Source organism: Hoeflea sp. CAU 1731 (genome assembly GCF_039888615.1).
Classification (GTDB): Bacteria; Pseudomonadota; Alphaproteobacteria; order Rhizobiales; family Rhizobiaceae; genus Flavimaribacter.
The window spans coordinates 86,697-104,552 of the sequence record NZ_JBDQQS010000007.1 but is presented as its reverse complement, the minus strand read 5'-3'; the positions used below and the strand labels follow the sequence as shown (position 1 = coordinate 104,552).

At 61.8% G+C, this 17,856-nt stretch carries 15 protein-coding genes; 11 read left to right on the top strand and 4 right to left on the bottom strand.

Annotated elements, in window-relative coordinates; all coding sequences use genetic code 11:
* Positions 1-26: 26 nt before the first annotated feature.
* The 3 genes from AAFN47_RS13090 to AAFN47_RS13080 are packed head-to-tail and all read right to left on the bottom strand — an operon-like array spanning position 27 to position 2,694.
* A complete protein-coding gene (locus AAFN47_RS13090) occupies positions 27-965 on the bottom strand; it encodes a PfkB family carbohydrate kinase (RefSeq protein ID WP_499809681.1) in 939 nt (312 codons plus the stop codon).
* Positions 962-1,990, bottom strand: coding sequence for an ADP-ribosylglycohydrolase family protein (locus tag AAFN47_RS13085; protein ID WP_499809680.1), 1,029 nt, complete (start codon positions 1,988-1,990; stop codon positions 962-964). Before AAFN47_RS13085 ends, AAFN47_RS13090 begins: the two co-directional genes overlap by 4 nt.
* 2 nt (positions 1,991-1,992) lie before the next feature.
* Positions 1,993-2,694 carry a GntR family transcriptional regulator gene (locus AAFN47_RS13080; protein ID WP_499809679.1) on the bottom strand — a complete coding sequence of 234 codons (702 nt, stop codon included), beginning with the start codon at positions 2,692-2,694 and terminating at the stop codon, positions 1,993-1,995.
* A 479-nt stretch (positions 2,695-3,173) separates the two neighbouring features.
* Between AAFN47_RS13080 and mraZ the strand changes: the two genes are divergently transcribed.
* The 11 genes from mraZ to murB all read left to right on the top strand — a co-directional run bounded on the left by mraZ (position 3,174) and on the right by murB (position 16,909).
* On the top strand, positions 3,174-3,632 hold the full coding sequence (mraZ, locus tag AAFN47_RS13075; protein WP_499809678.1) for a division/cell wall cluster transcriptional repressor MraZ: 459 nt from the start codon (positions 3,174-3,176) through the stop codon (positions 3,630-3,632).
* On the top strand, positions 3,629-4,654 hold the full coding sequence (rsmH, locus tag AAFN47_RS13070; RefSeq protein ID WP_499809677.1) for a 16S rRNA (cytosine(1402)-N(4))-methyltransferase RsmH: 1,026 nt from the start codon (positions 3,629-3,631) through the stop codon (positions 4,652-4,654). Before mraZ ends, rsmH begins: the two co-directional genes overlap by 4 nt.
* Before the next feature lie 5 nt (positions 4,655-4,659).
* Positions 4,660-5,022 carry a cell division protein FtsL gene (gene ftsL, locus AAFN47_RS13065; protein WP_499809676.1) on the top strand — a complete coding sequence of 121 codons (363 nt, stop codon included), beginning with the start codon at positions 4,660-4,662 and terminating at the stop codon, positions 5,020-5,022.
* 56 nt (positions 5,023-5,078) lie between these two features.
* On the top strand, positions 5,079-6,746 hold the full coding sequence (locus AAFN47_RS13060) for a peptidoglycan D,D-transpeptidase FtsI family protein (protein WP_499809675.1): 1,668 nt from the start codon (positions 5,079-5,081) through the stop codon (positions 6,744-6,746).
* Positions 6,747-6,834: 88 nt separating this feature from the next.
* The gene (locus tag AAFN47_RS13055; protein WP_499809674.1) at positions 6,835-9,735 is read left to right on the top strand and encodes a UDP-N-acetylmuramoyl-L-alanyl-D-glutamate--2,6-diaminopimelate ligase; all 2,901 of its coding nucleotides are present in this window, start codon (positions 6,835-6,837) and stop codon (positions 9,733-9,735) included.
* Positions 9,735-10,832: a phospho-N-acetylmuramoyl-pentapeptide-transferase gene (mraY, locus tag AAFN47_RS13050; protein WP_499809673.1), complete on the top strand. Its 1,098-nt coding sequence runs from the start codon at positions 9,735-9,737 to the stop codon at positions 10,830-10,832. Before AAFN47_RS13055 ends, mraY begins: the two co-directional genes overlap by 1 nt.
* Positions 10,833-10,836: 4 nt before the next feature.
* Positions 10,837-12,249: a UDP-N-acetylmuramoyl-L-alanine--D-glutamate ligase gene (gene murD, locus AAFN47_RS13045; protein WP_499809672.1), complete on the top strand. Its 1,413-nt coding sequence runs from the start codon at positions 10,837-10,839 to the stop codon at positions 12,247-12,249.
* Positions 12,246-13,406 (top strand): FtsW/RodA/SpoVE family cell cycle protein, encoded by a 1,161-nt coding sequence (locus AAFN47_RS13040; RefSeq protein WP_499809671.1) that lies wholly within the window; start codon positions 12,246-12,248, stop codon positions 13,404-13,406. Before murD ends, AAFN47_RS13040 begins: the two co-directional genes overlap by 4 nt.
* Positions 13,407-13,408: 2 nt before the next feature.
* Complete coding sequence (murG, locus tag AAFN47_RS13035) at positions 13,409-14,500, top strand: undecaprenyldiphospho-muramoylpentapeptide beta-N-acetylglucosaminyltransferase (protein WP_499809670.1); 1,092 nt, start codon at positions 13,409-13,411, stop codon at positions 14,498-14,500.
* A 26-nt stretch (positions 14,501-14,526) separates the two neighbouring features.
* On the top strand, positions 14,527-15,945 hold the full coding sequence (gene murC, locus AAFN47_RS13030; protein ID WP_499809669.1) for a UDP-N-acetylmuramate--L-alanine ligase: 1,419 nt from the start codon (positions 14,527-14,529) through the stop codon (positions 15,943-15,945).
* Entirely contained in the window at positions 15,938-16,909 is a 972-nt protein-coding gene (gene murB / locus AAFN47_RS13025) for a UDP-N-acetylmuramate dehydrogenase (protein WP_499809668.1), read from the top strand. The genes murC and murB overlap by 8 nt, the downstream gene beginning before the upstream one ends.
* Positions 16,910-16,930: 21 nt before the next feature.
* Here the strand turns inward: murB and AAFN47_RS13020 are convergent, their stop codons facing one another.
* Positions 16,931-17,785 (bottom strand): alpha/beta hydrolase family protein, encoded by an 855-nt coding sequence (locus AAFN47_RS13020; RefSeq protein WP_499809667.1) that lies wholly within the window; start codon positions 17,783-17,785, stop codon positions 16,931-16,933.
* Between the last annotated feature and the right edge of the window lie 71 nt (positions 17,786-17,856).

The window sequence follows — 17,856 nt, the reverse complement described above, 5'->3', positions numbered from 1 at the left end:
TCCCTGTTGGTTGTCGTTGACGTTTCTCATCCGGCTTTTTGATAGCGAAGGATCTCATCGATCGCCGCCCGGTCCGGAGCCGTGGACGGACCGTGTTTCGTGGTGGAAAGCGCAGCGCCGATATTGGCGTACTGTGCTGCGGCCTCCGGCGAAGCGCCGCGCGCCATCGCGGCGACAAATGCTCCTATATGGGCGTCGCCGGCGCCGTTGGTGTCGACCGTGTCCACCTTGTAGCCGGGAACGGACGTCACGCGTCCGCCGCAGGCGACCACGCAACCGCGTGCGCCAAGGCGCACCAGCGCTCCACCGCTTTCCGGACGGTTCTGGGCCAGGGCGGCGGCCGCATCCGCGGGATCCGGCTTGCCTGTGAGGAAAGCCGCCTCTTCTTGGTTGGCGCTGATCCACACGGCGCGAGCCAAAGCCGCTTCGCGCGCCTCGGCGGAAACTGCCTGGATGACCGGCGATGGGTCGAAGACGAGGTTCGGGACGGGCTTTCGCTCGCGCAGCCAGCCGACGAAAGCATCCCTGGAGCCCGGATAGTGAAGCTGGTATCCGGAGAGCAGCGCCCATTCGAAGCGGCTGTCGACAATATTGTCCAGATCGGCCTTTCGGACGTGGCCTTCTGCGCCCTCGCTGGCGACGAAGGTGCGTTCGCCGGACGGCTCGATCATGACGGCGCAGCATCCCTGATCGTGATCGGGATCGCGCGGCAAGAGGGTTTCAATGGCTTCCCGCGCCAGCGCCCCGGCGACGACATCGCCAAACGGGCCTGCGCCGACCGCGCCGCCGTAGCTCACCGGCAGACCCGAGCGGGATGCGGCGACCATGGCGTTGAAGCCGCCGCCGGGTGCAATCTGGAAACCGGTGACGATCGCCTCTCCGCCCGAAGGCGGCAGGGCCACCACGTTATAGAGGAGGTCCACGATCACGCCATGGAGCTGGAGAAGCCGGGGGGATCCCGTCATTGCGCTGCCCCCAACATTCGCATCCGCGCGCCCTCGCGTAAGCGCAGAAGCCCGTCGACGATGTCGTCCAGCGCCAGAGCGTTGACGGCCAGGAGGCGATCTGTTTTGTCGCTCGGCAGGGCGGAAGCGCCGGACGCTGCGCCCGCCATCGCCCCGGCCATCGCGCCGATCGTGTCGGTGTCGTCGCCGATATTCGCGGCCATGACGGCGGCTTTCCAGACATCGTCGCCGGACAAGCGCAGGATGCCGAAGGCCGCGGGTACGGATTCGTGCGAGGCGACGGAGACGCCGACGGCGTCGGCGAAGGCCTCGAGCACCAATCCGTTTTCGGCGAACTCGACAGCGCGGGCAATGTAGCTGGCGATATTTGTTGCGCCGTTGGGGTAACCGCGCTTCTGTCCCTCTTCCGCCGCTTGCAGTGCGCAGGCGAGACCTGCCGCGAAATCCGCCCCCGCAATTCTTGCGCTGACCATCGCCGCCACAGCTGACGCCGCCGCGACGCTTTCCCCGGTGTTATGGGTCACGCGGCTCGCCGTCTCGACCGCGTCGACGAAAGAGACGACGTCTTCGACCGGGGTTGCGACGCCGATAGGGGCGATCCGCATGGCGGCGCCGTTCGTCGTGCCGTTCTTCGCCGCCTCTCCCGGATCGACGCCCCGGCCGATCGCCTCGAGCGCCGCCTTGCTCGACGGTCCGAGCAGATCGCGAAGCCCGCGGCGTTGGACGTCTGCTTCCCATGCGAGCAGATCCTGCGCCCAGGCGAGCGGGTCAAACACCGGTTCCGCAATCAGACGCCTGGCGAGAAGCAGCGCCTGTTCCGTATCGTCAGTGACTGCGGCGGCCGGCAGTCCGTGGGATACGGGATGGCCCGGATACGGGGCGACGAAATCTTCAATCCGGCCATAATGCTTGCGGATGCTCGCGCGGTTCAGCGTTTGCGACGGCATGCCGAGCGCATCACCGATGGCGAGACCAAGAAGGCTGCCCATTGCCCTGTCACGGATATCGGAAGTTGAAGCCGCCATGGTCAGAACTCCATGCGCAGGCCGAAAAGATCGGGATCGAGTAGGCTCTCGACATATTCGGTGATGGATCCGTCGGCGGCGCGGGTCAGCCGGCGCAGCTTCAGCATCGGTTCCCCTGGCGGGCGTCCAAGCAGCCGGGCGTCGGCTTCGCCGAGGCTGCGCTCCACACCCGCCCATTCCTGACCTCGCGCGCGGATCAGGCCCCGCTCCTCGAGCGTCGCCGTCAGCGATCCGTTGGTCAGCCCCCTGTCCGGAACGTCGCCAAGGCTTTCGCGCCAGGGGATGCGGCTGCGCTCCAGCGACACGCCGCGGCCGGTCTCGAGCAGAAACCGCAGCCGGTCGACATGAAGACAGTCGGTCCCTTCCGGAATGCCGGCTTCGGCGAAATCCATGGGCGCGCGCGCCAGTCGGATAATGCGCGATTGCAGCCGTGCGTCGCGGGAGGAGAGGGCGACTGTCCAGCCGGAAGCGTCATCGATGAGTTCGCCCTTGTAGGTGACGAAGGAACCGCTGCCGACGCGGGCGGCGATCAAACCTTTTTCGGCGAGTATTCCCAGGCCCTTGCGCACAGTGTTGCGACTGACGGAGAAACGGCGAACCAGTTCGCTCTCGCTGGCGATGGCGTCGCCTGCAATCACCCGGCCGGACCTGATTTCCGACTCGAGCACTGCGGCAATCCGCTCATATTTCGCCTCCGCGACCACCTGTTCTTCCCCGCTTTCTCGCTTTGCACAGGATAGTACAGATTTTTTGAGCAGGATGGAACAGATTTGTTTCAGCCAAGTGATGCGTGGCGAGAACGTCGCTCTAGTTTTCAAGGATACGGCGACGATCCTCAGACAGAAGACACAAGGTTTCGGGTTTGAGCGCAGGCCTTATGGACGCAGACCGCAACCCGTTTTGATTCAAGAGTTTCGTGCGCTGAATTAGTGTTCTGTTAACCATGTCTGTGGGACATTTGCGCGATCATGCAGAATAGAAATGGGAGCTAATCCCATTGACGCACAAATGCACCCATGTTATCCCAAATCAGCTGCCCGGGAAGTGTCCTTTGTGATCAAGCGGCAGGCGTGCAGGCGAGCTCCATGCCCGTCGTCAGCGTTACCGCCACTGTCCGAGCGGCGGGAGTTTTCCGGAGGCGTCATGTTATGGTCCACAGGCTCGGAAGCGGCAGTTCTGCGTAATGAACCGGTTCCTGTCGAATGCAACGAACAAGATCGATGCCAAGGGGAGGGTCTCTGTGCCGGCTCCCTTTCGCAACGTTCTTGCGCGACTGGATATCCAGGAACTCTATGCAATTCAGGATTTTGTCTATCCGGCGATCACCATCGGCGGGCCGGACATGCTCGACCGTTACGAACAGCAGACCGGCGCTGGCGATCTGTTTTCGGAAGAGGACGCCGACATGTCGCTGCTCATCCATGGCGGCGGCGTGTTCATGAAACTGGATGGCGAAGGCCGGCTCATGGTGACGGACTTCATTCGCGACTACACCGGAATTACGGACCATGTGACCTTCGTCGGCCGGTCCGATCACTTTCAACTTTGGGAGCCTGTCCGCTACGAGGACGCAAGGCGGGCGGCCCTGGAAAGGCGAATGGCGCGGGGACGCGCCGGCGCCGGGCATGGAGAGACGGGATGATGGCGAACGCTGGCGGCATGTCTCATGGCGCCGGTGGCGGACCAGTTCGCCACATCCCGGTTCTTCTTGACGAGGTTCTCAACGCAGTGGAGCCCGCGCCGGGCCGGATCGTGCTTGACGGCACTTTCGGCGCTGGCGGCTACAGCCGCGCGCTGCTCGACGCCGGTTGCAACGTGATCGCGCTCGACCGCGATCCGGAGGCGATCGCCGGGGCTCGATCCATGGTAGAGACCTACGGGGACAGGCTTCGGCTGATCCAGGCGCGGTTCAGCGAACTTGCAAACTATGCGCCCGAACAGGGGCTTGATGCGGTAGTTCTCGATATCGGCGTATCCTCGATGCAGATCGACGAGGCGGAGCGCGGCTTTTCCTTCCAGAAGGATGGGCCGCTCGATATGCGCATGGCCGGCGACGGGCCGACGGCGGCGGATGTCGTCAATCGACTGAAGTCGGGCGACCTCGCGCGCATATTCGGTTTCTACGGCGAGGAACGGCAGGCCGGCCGCATTGCCAGGGCGATCGAAAAGAGACGACTGGATTCGCCGTTTCAAACCACACGCGACCTCGCCTCGCTGATCGAGACCGTTGCGCCGCGCAAGGCGAAAGACAAGATCCATCCGGCCACCCGCGTGTTCCAGGCCTTGCGCATCTATGTGAACGAGGAACTGCAGGAGCTGGCGTTCGCGCTCTTTGCCTCCGAGCGGGCCTTGAAGACCGGCGGCCGACTGGTCGTCGTGACGTTCCATTCGCTGGAAGACCGCATCGTCAAACGCTTCTTCCAGGACAGGTTTGCTCGGACAGGCGGTTCCCGACATCTGCCGGCCGCCGAATTGCCGCCTGCCTCTTTCGAGCCGGTAGGCAAGCCAATGATTGCCGCCAGCGAGCGGGAAGCGGAAGCAAATCCGCGCTCCCGTTCGGCCAAGCTGCGCGTCGGACGCCGCACAGACGCGCCCGCCATGGCAACGAACCTGTCGTTGTTTTCTCTTCCGGCGTTGCCGCCGCTTTCGGAGGTTCGGGGATAGCCGCCATGTTGAGAACGACCGACTTCATATTCATTGGCGGCATGGCCGCTGTCGCGGTCTTCACCTTCCAGACCAAGTTCGAGGCGGAAAAAGAGCTTGAAAAGGTGGAGCGCCTGAAGGCTGAAATCCAGCTTGAGGAAAATACGATCGATTTGCTGGAGGCCGACTGGAGCCTGCTTAACCAGCCGTCTCGCATTCAGGATCTGGTCGAGATTTATCACGATCAGCTTGGCCTCGAAATCACGGAGGCGAACCAGATCGTGCGTCCGCAGGAGCTTCCCGCAAGGGTCAGCGATCTGCCTCCGGCCGAGGTGGCCGAAGAAGAGCAGACTGTGGAGAGCATCGTGACGGGGTCGGTGAACAGGTAATGTTGTTTCGTCGCAAAACGAGGACAAAGGCCAGCGCTGACTTTGAAGAGCGTCCTATGGCGGGACGCGTCGAGGGCGCGCGCAAGACCTCCGGCAAGCGGGCGCAGAACCGGATCATGATCGTCATGGCCGGTGTCTGCGTCGTCTATGCGGTTATCGCCGGACGGCTGGTCGAATATGGTCTGCGGGACGAAATGACGGTTTCAAGCATCGCCAGGGGCGACGCCCTGCTCGCCTCACGCCCCGACCTTCTCGACAGGAACGGAAATGTGCTGGCGACGGACATTCGCACGGTTTCGCTCTACGCGGAGCCGCACAAGGTCACCGATCCGGACGAAGTGATTGAGAAGCTGACGACCGTGCTTCCGGATCTCGACGCGCGCAGCGTCTATCGAAAGCTGACGTCGAACTCCCGTTTCCAGTGGCTCTCGCGGCAACTGACGCCGCGCCAGCAGAGCGAAATCCTTGCGCTTGGCCTTCCAGGCGTCGGCTTCCGGCCGGAAAAGCGCCGTTTCTACCCCGGCGGGCCTACGGCTTCGCATATTGTCGGCATCGTCAATATCGACAACAAGGGTATCGCCGGCATGGAGAAATATGTCGACGATCAGGGCCTTGCGGCCCTCGCCGAAGCCGGCATGACAATTGAGCAGAACCTGGAGCCTGTTGAGCTTTCGATCGATCTTAGGGTCCAGCATATCGTGCGCAACGAACTTGCAGCCGCGATGCAGCGCTACAAGGCGATCGCCGCCGGCGCAGTGGTGCTCAACGTCAAGACCGGCGAAGTGCTGGCAATGTCGTCGCTACCGGATTACGATCCCAACATTCCCGCCCAGGCGCTCGAAAAGGACCGCATGAACCGCATGTCGGCGGGCACCTACGAGATGGGGTCGACCTTCAAGACCTTCACGACGGCCATGGCGCTCGATTCCGGTCTCGTCGGCATGAATGACACGTTCGACGCAACCCGTCCTCTGCGGATCGCCGGGCATACGATCAACGATTTTCACGGCAAGCATCGTGTGCTCACGGTTCCGGAAATCTTCATCTACTCGTCGAACATCGCGACGGCGAAGATGGCAGACATCGTCGGCATCGAGCAGCACAGGGAATTTCTTACCCGGATCGGTCTGCTTTCGCGGCTGACGACCGAGTTGCCCGAAGTCAAGACGCCCGTCCAGCCGAATGAATGGAAGAAGATCAACTCGATCACCATTTCCTTTGGACATGGCGTCGCCACAACGCCGCTTCAGACCGCCGTCGCCGCGGCCGCCCTGATGAATGGCGGGAAGCTCATCCCGCCGACCTTCCTCCCGCGAACGGAGGAGGAGGCGAACGCCGTCGCCGTGCAGGTGGTCAAGCCACAAACCAGCAAACAGATGCGGGAGCTGATGGAACTCAACGTTGCAAAGGGGTCAGGACGCAGGGCCGAAGTCGAGGGATACCGCGTCGGCGGCAAGACGGGGACGGCCGAAAAGGTGATCAATGGCCGGTACTCCTCGAATGTCCGCTTCAACGCCTTCCTGTCGGCTTTCCCGATCGACGATCCGGAATATGTCGTCCTGGTGATTGTCGACGAACCGAAGCCGGCCGAAGGGCAGCATTCGGCCACCGCCGGTATGAACGCGGCGCCGACGGTCAAGGCGATCATTCGGCGCTCCGCATCCATACTCGGCGTAAGGCCAACATTCGGAGACGATGCGACCGCCTTGCTTGAGTCATATTGATGCTGTCATTAGCTGCCGCATCAAGAATGAGTAGGATGGGAATCGGGGCATTTGCGGGATACATACCGGGGAAGCGCGATACGACACGATGAAATTTTCTGACCTTGCCGGAGACACGGCGGATCTACCGCACGAAATCGCCGAAATCGCGCTGACTGGACTGGCGTCCGACAGCCGCAAGATTGTTCCCGGCAATCTTTTTGTGGCGCTTGCGGGCTACAGGCAGGACGGGGCTGATTTCATCAGTGACGCCGTTGACAGGGGCGCGGCCGCAATCGTCGCTTCCGGCGAGAGCGTATTTCCCGATCCGGGTGTCCCGGTGATCCGGGTCCGCGACCCAAGGACATTTCTCGCCCAGGCCGCAGCGCGTTTCTACCGGTCCCAGCCCGGCGTCATGGTCGCCGTCACGGGAACCGCCGGCAAGACATCCGTCGCCTCCTTCACGCGGCAGATCTGGGAGCGCGCCGGCGCCGCCGCCGCAATGGTGGGGACGACTGGCGTAACCACGCCGAAGGGCCATGTCTACGGTCAGTTGACGACGCCTGATCCCGTGGAGCTGCATGCGCTGCTTGCGGATCTCGCGCGCGACGGCGTCACCCATTGCTCGATGGAAGCCTCCAGCCACGGCCTCGACCAGCACAGGCTCGATGGCGTCAGGCTTGCGGCCGGCGCCTTCACCAATCTCGGCCGCGACCATCTCGACTATCATCGAGACATGGAAGACTATTTCGCCGCAAAGATGCGGCTGTTCTCCGATCTGCTTCCGCAGGGCGCGCCGGCCGTCATCTGGTCCGACGACGAATGGTCGGGCAGGGCAGAAGAGGCGGCGTTGGCCGCCGGTCTCAACGTGCTGACCGTCGGGCGAAAGGGATCGTTTCTCTGCCTCAAGCGGCTCGAGCACCAGCGCAATCGGCAAGTCGCCGAGATCCATCATCTCGACAGGATCTACGAAGTGAACCTGCCGCTGGCCGGCGATTTTCAGCTGGCGAACGCTCTGGTCGCCGCAGGTCTGGCCATCGCGACCGGTGTTCCGGTGGATGAGGCGATGGCTTCGCTGGAGCATCTTCACGGCGCGTCGGGACGGCTGGAACTGGTGGCGACGAACACCGCCGGGTCGCCCGCCTATGTCGATTACGCCCACAAACCGGACGCCCTCGAACAGGTGCTGACGTCGGTCAGGCCATTCACGACGCACCAGGTGATTGTCGTTTTCGGATGCGGCGGCGATCGTGATCGCGGAAAGCGCCCGATTATGGGAGAAATCGCAACGCGCCTGGCGGATGTGGTGATCGTGACCGACGACAATCCGCGCAGTGAAGAGCCAGCCGCAATCCGCTCCGAGATCATGGCCGAAGCGCCGGGCGCCATAGAAATCGGCGACCGCTCCATGGCGATCGCCAAAGCTGTTTCGATGCTCGAGGAGGGCGACACGCTGATCGTCGCCGGCAAGGGGCATGAGGAAGGTCAGACCATCGCAGGCAAAGTGCTGCCGTTCTCGGACCACGCCGAGATCCGCAAGGCCATGGATAGTGTCCGTTCCTCGCAATGGCTCTGGGCGTCTTCCGAGATGGTCACGGCGATGGGCGGGCGTCCCGCCGGCGCCCTGCCTGAAGGCGTAAACGGAATTTCCATCGATAGCCGGAGCCTGAAAAGGGGCGAAGCCTTCTTCGCCATCAAGGGGGACCGGGTTGACGGCCATGACTACGCGAGTTCCGCCATGGCGAACGGCGCTGGCGTGCTCATCGTGTCGGAGGCGAAGCTGCCCGCGATGGGACATCTTCAGGTGCCGCTTATCGTTGTTCACGACGTGCTGGAGGCGCTCCGTCGCCTTGCGGTCGCCTCCCGTGTGCGCAGCAAGGCGCAGATCATCGCCGTCACCGGCTCCGTCGGCAAGACGACCACGAAGGAGATGCTGCGACAGCTCCTGTCCGCCCAGGGCAAGACGCATGCCTCGGTCGCTTCCTTCAACAATCACTGGGGCGTTCCTCTGACGCTGGCGCGCATGCCGCGCGACACGCAGTTCGGCGTTTTCGAAATCGGAATGAACCATCCGGGCGAAATTCAGCCGCTGGTCAAGATGGTCCGTCCGCACATCGCAATCATCACGGCGATTGCGAGCGCCCATTTGGGTTTCTTCAAGAACCTCGGTGAGATCGCCGCCGCGAAGGCTGAAATCTTCGAAGGCGTGGAGCCGGACGGCCATGTGCTTTTGAACCGCGACAGCGAGAAATTCGCCGCCTTGAAAAAGGCCGCCGCCGCCAACGGGATCGCAAACGTCCATTCCTTCGGCGAGCACAAGCAGTCCGATATCCAGTTGCTGAACGTTGCCCTGGGGCCGGAGTCGTCGCACGCCGTTGTGGAGATCGACAAGCAGGTGCTGGAATTCGATATCGGCATTCCGGGCCGCCATATCGTGCAAAACGCACTCGCCGTGCTTGGCGCCGCCAAATTCGCCGGCTGTGATCCCGACGAAGTGGTTGGAGCTTTCGCGGATATGGAGCCGGCGGCGGGGCGCGGCGCCAGACACGAACTCGAAATCGACGGCGGCTCCTTCACGCTGATCGACGAAAGCTACAACGCCAATCCCGAATCCATGCGCGCAGGCATTGCGCTGCTTCGCGACACGGCTCCGGGCAAGGGCGGCCGACGGATTGCGGTGCTGGGAGACATGCTCGAACTCGGGCAGTTTTCCACAAAGCTGCACGGTGACCTGGAGACGCCGCTGGTCGAAGGCGGAGCCGACATCGTTTTGCTGGCGGGACCCGAGATCGAGGTTCTCCGTGAGCGGCTGGATGGCGCGTTGCATGTCGAACATTTTCTGACAACCGACGATCTCATGCCCGTCCTGTTGCGAACAGTGAAAGCGGGCGATGTCGTGATGATCAAATCGTCCAATGGAATAGGCTTCTCAATGGTGGTGAAGGCCTTGCTCGAAAAACACGCGGCGGCGGGCGAGCTGCAGCAACAGAAGGTGGGGGTATCCGGCTGATGCTAATCTGGCTCGTCGAACTTTCGGACTTTTTCCAGTTCTTCAACCTGTTCAGATATCTGACGTTTCGCACCGGCGCGGCCATGGCGACGTCGGCGCTGATCGTCTTCCTGTTCGGACCGAGAATCATCGCCTCTCTCAGCGCCCGTCAGGGTCGGGGTCAGCCGATCCGCGCCGACGGACCGCAAACCCATTTCAAGAAGGCCGGCACGCCGACCATGGGCGGCCTGATGATGCTGACCGGCATCGTGGCGAGTTCGCTTTTCTGGGCCGACCTGTCGAACATTTACGTTGTCGTGACGCTGCTCGTCACCCTGGGCTTCGGCCTGATCGGATTCTATGACGACTATCTGAAAGTGACGAAGCAGACCGATCGCGGATTCTCCGGAAAGATGCGGTTGCTCATAGAATTCCTGATCGCCGGCCTTGCCGTCTATTTCATCATGACGGCGTCGCTGGCGGCAAGCAACGGCTCCACTTTCGGCTCGTCTCTGGCGTTTCCCTTCTTCAAGGATTTCGTCATCGATCTCGGCATCTTCTTCGTGCTGTTCGGGGCTTTCGTCATTGTCGGCGCCGGCAATGCGGTCAATCTGACGGACGGTCTTGACGGGCTCGCCATCGTTCCGATCATGATCGCGGCGGCTTCATTCGGCGTGATCGCCTATCTGTCGGGCAACGCGGTGTTCTCCAACTATCTGCAGATCAATTTCGTTCCCGGAACCGGGGAACTGGCGGTGGTGCTCGGCGCGGTCATCGGCGCAGGCCTCGGCTTTTTGTGGTTCAACGCGCCGCCGGCTGCGATTTTCATGGGCGACACCGGCTCGCTGGCGCTGGGCGGTCTTGTCGGAACCGTCGCCGTCGCCACCAAGCACGAGATCGTCATGGCGATCATCGGCGGCCTGTTCGTTATGGAGGCGCTGTCGGTGATCATGCAGGTGGCGTCGTTCAAGCTCACGGGAAAGCGTATTTTTCTGATGGCGCCGATCCACCACCATTTCGAAAAGCTCGGCTGGACCGAGAGCCAGGTGGTCATTCGCTTCTGGATCATTTCCGTTGGCCTCGCGATGCTTGGCCTTGCGACGCTGAAACTGCGGTAAGTCGATGATCGCAGCGACCGCCTTCCAGGGAAAAAAGATCGCGCTGTTCGGCCTCGGCGGGTCCGGCATGGCGACGGCGCATGCGCTCGCGGCGGGCGGCGCGGACGTCATCGCCTATGACGACAATCGGGATCGGGTCGCGGCTGCCGGGGAGGCGGGCATCTCGACGCAGGATCTGCGAAGGATCGACTGGGGCGGCGCCGATGCGCTCGTGCTGGCGCCCGGCGTGCCGCTCACACATCCGCGTCCGCACTGGACCGTCGATCTTGCAACTGCGGCCGGCGTGGAAATCATCGGGGATATCGAACTGTTCGCGCGGCAACGCCGCATGGACGCGCCCGAATGTCCATTCATTGCGTTAACCGGCACAAACGGCAAATCCACGACCACCGCGCTCGTCGCCCACATTTTGCAGCATGCGGGGCGCGACGTTCAGATGGGCGGCAATATCGGCGTCGCCGTGATGTCGCTTGAGCCGCCAAAGGACGGCCGGTTCTATGTACTGGAGTGTTCGTCCTACCAGATCGACCTTGCGCCGACGCTAAATCCCACCGCCGGCATTCTGCTCAATCTGACGGCCGATCATCTCGATCGCCACGGAACCATGCAGCACTACGCCGACGTCAAGGAACGGCTGGTCGCAGGCAGCGACACGGCCGTGATCGGCGTCGACGACAACTGGTGCGTCATGATTGCAGACCGCCTTGAGCATGAAGGCCGCAAGGTGACGCGCATTTCGAAGCGCCATGCGGTGGCGGAAGGAATATACGCGGAAGGCGAAGTTTTGATGCAGGCGCAAAACGGCGCTTCGAGCGCCGTTGTCGACCTCGCAGGAATTGCGACATTGCGCGGGGCGCACAACGCGCAGAACGCCGCGGCGGCCATCGCGGCCTGTCTGGCGGTCGGGCTTTCAATCAACGAGATCAAGGCGGCGTTACCGGAGTTCGCCGGTCTCAATCATCGCATGCAGCCGATTGCGAGATCCGGGCGCGTGTTGTTCGTCAACGATTCAAAGGCGACGAACGCCGAAGCGACCGCGCCGGCGCTCTCGACATTCAAAGACGTTTACTGGATTGCCGGCGGGCTGCCGAAACAGGGCGGCATCGCCAGCCTTTCCGGTTTGTTCAATCGGGTGCGCAAGGCCTATTTCATTGGCGAAGCAGCGCCTGCATTTGCGGCGACGCTCGGCGATCGGGTTCCGTATGAAATTTCCGGGACGCTGGATCGCGCCGTGCTTCACGCGGCGGAGGACGCCGCGCGGGACCAGAGCAGCGAGCCGGTGGTGCTCCTGTCGCCGGCCTGCGCGAGTTTCGACCAATATCGCAATTTCGAGATCAGGGGTGACGCCTTCGTCGAGCATGTGTCGAAGCTCGACGGCGTGAACATGCTGGTGGGGCAGCAGGAGATACGCACATGATGAACCGTGAGAGACGGGGGCTGGTTTCGGACTGGTTCTGGACAATCGACCGATACATGCTGGCGACTTTCGTCGCATTGATCGGCCTTGGTTTCATGCTTTCCTTTGCGGCGAGTCCCGGCGTCGCCGAGCGACTCGACATCGATCATTTTCACTTCGTCAAACGTCATGCGCTGTTTATTGTCCCGGCGCTGGTGATCATGATCTCGCTGTCCTTTCTCACGCCGCGCCAGGTCCGCCGATGGGCGCTCGTTCTATTGGCGGTTTCAATCGCCATGATGGTCTTTACCCAGTTCTACGGTTTCGAGGCCAAGGGATCGCGCCGGTGGTTCTCGATCGCAGGTTTTTCCGTCCAGTCGTCGGAATTTTTAAAACCCGCCTTCATCATTATCTGCGCCTGGCTGTTTTCAGAGCATTCGCGCAATCCCGACATTCCGGGCAATCTCTTCGCAATCATTCTCTACGCAATTGTCGTCGCCCTTCTGGTGGCGCAGCCGGATTTTGGCCAGACCATTCTGGTGACGATCACCTGGGGCGCGCTCTTCTTCATGGCTGGCATTCCGTGGTTCTGGATCGCGCTGCTCGCCTTCATGGCGGTCGGCATGTTCGTGACCGCCTACCTCACCCTGCCGCACGTGGCTGCGCGCATCGACCGGTTTCTGACCGGCGAGGGCGATACGCATCAGGTCGATACGGCGCGTGAGGCAATCGTTCGCGGAGACTGGTTCGGGCAGGGCCCTGGCGAGGGCACCATCAAGCGCATCCTGCCGGACAGTCACACGGACTTCATCTATTCGGTGGCGGCCGAAGAATTCGGCATCCTGTTCTGCATGGCGCTGGCGCTGATCTTCTTCTTCATCGTCTTTCGCGGCCTGAAGCACGCCAACAGGGAAGGCGACGAATTCACGCGTCTTGCGATCGCCGGGCTGACGCTGCTTGTCGGCTTGCAGTCGACGATCCATATCGGCGTCAATCTCGAACTGCTGCCGGCCAAGGGAATGACCCTGCCGCTGATCTCCTATGGGGGATCGTCCATGCTGGCGATCTCCATCACGGCGGGCTTCCTTTTGGCGTTGACCCGACGCAATCCGGAAAAGCGGGCCAGTGGTCGTCAGAAAAGGTTTGTCATTCGGCCGCTCGCCGCCGAGCAGGTGTAACTTTGGAGCAAAAGACTGTCTTTCTTTGCGCTGGCGGAACCGGCGGCCATCTTTTCCCGGCGCAGGCCCTGGCCCACGCGCTGCGGGAAAGGAGTGTCCGCGTTCACCTCGTCACGGATGACCGGGCCGAAAAATACGCAAAGCAGTTTCCCGCAGACGAAACGCATGTGGTGCGGTCCGCAACGATCGCCTCGAAGAATCCGATAGCCCTGTTTCGAACCCTCATGGCGTTGTATGGCGGCTATCTAGACGCCAGACGGCTTATTCAACGCATCAAACCTGACGTTGTCGTCGGCTTCGGGGGGTATCCGACGCTGCCGCCCGTGATGGCCGCGTCGTCGCTGGGCGTTCCAACGGTGATTCACGAACAGAATGCCGTCATGGGCCGCGCGAACCGGTTCCTCGCCAGCCGCGTCTCGGCAATCGCTGGCGGCTTTCTTCCAGCCGGAGCAGGACAACACGGCGACAAGATCGAGGAAACCGGCAATCCGGTGCGGCCGGACGTGATCGAATCCGCATCGACGTCCTATGCGCCGCCGGGCGACGGAGAGCCGTTCAATCTTCTGATTTTCGGCGGAAGCCAGGGCGCGCATTTCTTCTCGGAAGTCATGCCGCAGGTCGTCAACCGAATGGACGAAGCGAGCCGCAATCGGCTTAGGGTGACCCAGCAGGCAAGGCCGGAGGACGAAGATGAACTGAAACGGTTCTATCAGGTGGCCGGCGTCTCTGCTGAGGTCTCGCCGTTCTTCAACGACATGGCGCAACGAATCGCACATGCGCATCTGGTCATTTGCCGGTCAGGCGCCTCGACGGTGTCGGAAATCTCGGTCATCGGCCGGCCGGCCGTGCTGGTTCCGTATCCCTACGCGCTCGATCACGATCAGGCGGCGAATGCGACTGCCCTCGAGCAAAAGGGCGGCGCCATGGTTTTTCGCCAATCGGAACTCGATCCTGAAAAACTTTCCGAAATTCTGGTAGGTTTGATGCAGGATGACGGGCGACTCGCCGATATGGCGGCCAACGCCAAGGCTACGGGAAAGCCTGACGCGGCGGAACGCCTGGCCAATCTGGTTCTGACTGTAGGCGAAAAATAAAGGAAAAGCATGCGGGGGAACGTCCAGTGAAAATGCCGCAGAATATCGGTCTGGTCCATTTCATCGGCATCGGCGGAATAGGCATGAGCGGCATTGCAGAAATGCTCTCCAATCTTGGTCACTCCGTCCAGGGATCCGACATCTCGGACAACGCCAATGTGCAGCGCCTGCGGGAAAAGGGCATTCCGGTCGCGATCGGCCATGCGGCCGAGAACCTTGGCGAGGCCGAGGTGGTTGTCGTGTCAACGGCGATCCACATAGACAATCCGGAGCTCGTCGCCGCGCGCGAACGCACGCTTCCGATTGTGCGCCGCGCAGAGATGCTCGCCGAGCTCATGCGGTTTCGCAACGCCGTGGCGATCGGCGGCACGCATGGCAAGACCACGACCACGTCGATGGTCGCGACCCTGCTCGACGCCGGCGGGCTTGACCCGACCGTCATCAACGGCGGGATTATTAACGCCTACGGCACCAACGCCCGCATGGGCGAGGGCGACTGGATGGTGGTCGAAGCTGACGAATCCGACGGCACGTTTCTCAAGCTGCCGGCGGACATCGCCGTCGTCACCAATATCGATCCGGAACATCTTGATCACTACAAGACCTTCGACAGGGTGCGAGAGGCCTTTGCCCAGTTCGTCGAGAACGTGCCGTTCTACGGTTACGGGGTGATGTGCCTGGACCATCCCGAAGTCCAGTCGCTGGTCAGCAGGATCGAGGACCGGCGCATCGTGACCTATGGCGAGAACCCGCAGGCCGATGTGCGGTATCACAATCATCGTATGGACGGCGCGGTTTCGGTTTTTGATGTTGCGATCCGCGAGCGCAAGACCGGAGAAATAATCGACATTCCTGGGCTCAGGCTACCGATGCCGGGCCGACACAACGTCTCCAATGCAACGGCGGCGATCGCAGTCGCCCACGAACTTGGAATATCACCGGAAGCGATCGCAAGCGGACTGTCCGGCTTCGGCGGTGTGAAACGGCGCTTCACCAATGTCGGCGAGTGGAACGGCGTCACGATCTTCGACGATTACGGACATCACCCGGTCGAGATCAAGGCGGTTCTGTCCGCCGCGCGGGAAGCCTGCAGCGGCAACGTCGTCGCCATTGCGCAGCCGCATCGCTACACCCGCCTGCAGAGCTTGTTCGGAGAGTTTGCGGCTTGCTTCAACGACGCCCACACCGTTGTCATCGCTCCGGTCTATCCCGCTGGAGAAGACCCGATAGAAGGCGTGGATTCCGCGGAGCTCGTGACGCGTCTCAAAGCGGCGGGTCATCGCGACGCGCGGTTGCTGGACGATCCGGATCAGCTTGCCGAGACCGTCGCCTCTGTCGCGCGCGACGGCGATTTCGTCGTCTGTCTTGGAGCCGGAAGCATAACCGGCTGGGCGGCGTCCCTCGCTGACAAGCTAAGGGCGCTGGAAGGGAAACAGGATGGCTGAAGTCGACGGAAAAAAGCTGCTCGGGCCCCTGGAGCCTGCGCTGAAATCCGTTCGCGGGCGGCTGACGCCGGACAGCCCGATGTCCGGCGTGACCTGGTTCAGGGTTGGCGGACCGGCAGAACTGCTGTTTCAGCCGGAGGATGAAGAAGATCTGTCCACGTTTCTTAAATCTTTGCCCATGGATGTTCCTGTCACGGTTGTCGGAACGGGTTCGAATATCCTGGTGCGCGACGGCGGAATACCCGGGGTCGTAATCCGTCTGACCGCCAAGGGTTTCGGCAGTGTGAACCAGGTAACCGAAACACGCATGGAGGCCGGGGCCGCCTGTCCGGACAAGCGGCTGGCGTCAGCCGCCCACTATGCCGGCATTGGCGGTTTTCACTTTTACCACGGCATTCCCGGCGCCGTCGGCGGCGCCCTGCGCATGAACGCCGGCGCCAACGACGTCGAGACCCGTGAGCGCGTGGTCGAAATCCATGCGATCGACCGACGAGGCAAGCCTCTTGTGCTGACAAATGACGACATGAAATACGCCTATCGGCATTCCGGCGCGCCGGATGGTCTGATCTTTACCCGGGCGATTTTCGAGGGTTACCGCGAAGATCGGGACACGATCCGCCGTGACATGGACGTTGTCCAGAATCATCGCGAGGCGGTCCAACCGATCCGCGAAAAGACCGGTGGTTCGACCTTCAAGAATCCGCCCGGCACATCCGCCTGGAAGGAGATCGACAACGCCGGTTGCCGTGGTCTCATGGTGGGTGCTGCCCAGATGTCACCCATGCACTGCAATTTCATGATCAATACCGGGACCGCCACGGCCTATGACCTCGAAGTGCTCGGCGAAACGGTCCGGGCAAAAGTTCTCGAACAATCCGGAATTCGTCTGGAATGGGAGATCAAGCGCATCGGCCTGTTCAGGTCCGGCCACCTCGTCCAGGAGTTCCTCGGCCTGATGCTCTGATCTCCGGGCGGAACCGCACGATCATTTGTCGCTTACCGTGACCCCGGTATGCAGCTTTGGCTGGCCCATCTTGTTGTTGCGGACATTATCCAGAAACTCCATGACGACCTGGGGTATGAGATCGCGCACGCTGTTGGCCCCGCGCCCACTGATATCGCGGCTTGAGGCGTTGTCGATCACAACGATACGCTTGGAGCCGGGCGGCAGACCTTCAAAGGCGGTAAGCCTGTTTTCGTACGTGCCGTCCTCGCCGTTGTCTTTTGTGCCGGTGATCATGAGAACCGGCTTGTTGACGTTTCTCCAGGCGTTTTCTTCGAAATGGGTTCCGACGCCCTGGGGCGACAGCGCAACATAGGCGTCGAAGCGATCCGCGCCAAACCGGCCGATCCTCGCCACGGTTCCGGCTTCCATCATGGTTGTCTGAGCGCCCATCGAATGTCCGACAAGGGCGGTGAACGGCGGATCGCAAAAGCGTGTGACCTTGTCCCAGATCGCGTCGAGATCGAGAAAACGCGCCTGGTGCCGCTCTTGGCTGCCGATTGCGTCGCGGAAATCCTGTCTTGAATTTGCGCCTTCCGCTATTTCGCGAAAGGCTTCCCGCCCGCTTTCGGCGTGTTCCATGACGATCACCAGAAAGCCGGCCTTTTCTGCTGCTTCGGCGATGTTCGAAAAAGTGTTTCTCGAGCCGCCGAAACTGTGAGAGATCACCAGAAGGGGTGGGCAGGGATCGCTGCTGCCTTGATAGATCTTCACTGGAACCATTTTGCCGTCGGCGCGCGGGAACTCGGAATCGAAGGCGGCAAAGGCGCCCGTCGTCGTCAGCGCAAGGACAAAGGTCACAATCAGTCTGAAGATGAGTTTAGCCTCCGGGATCAACATTTCCTCCGGATAATCAGGAGCACACCAAAATTCAAGTCTAATGCATTCCGGCGGTCGGTGCTACGCCT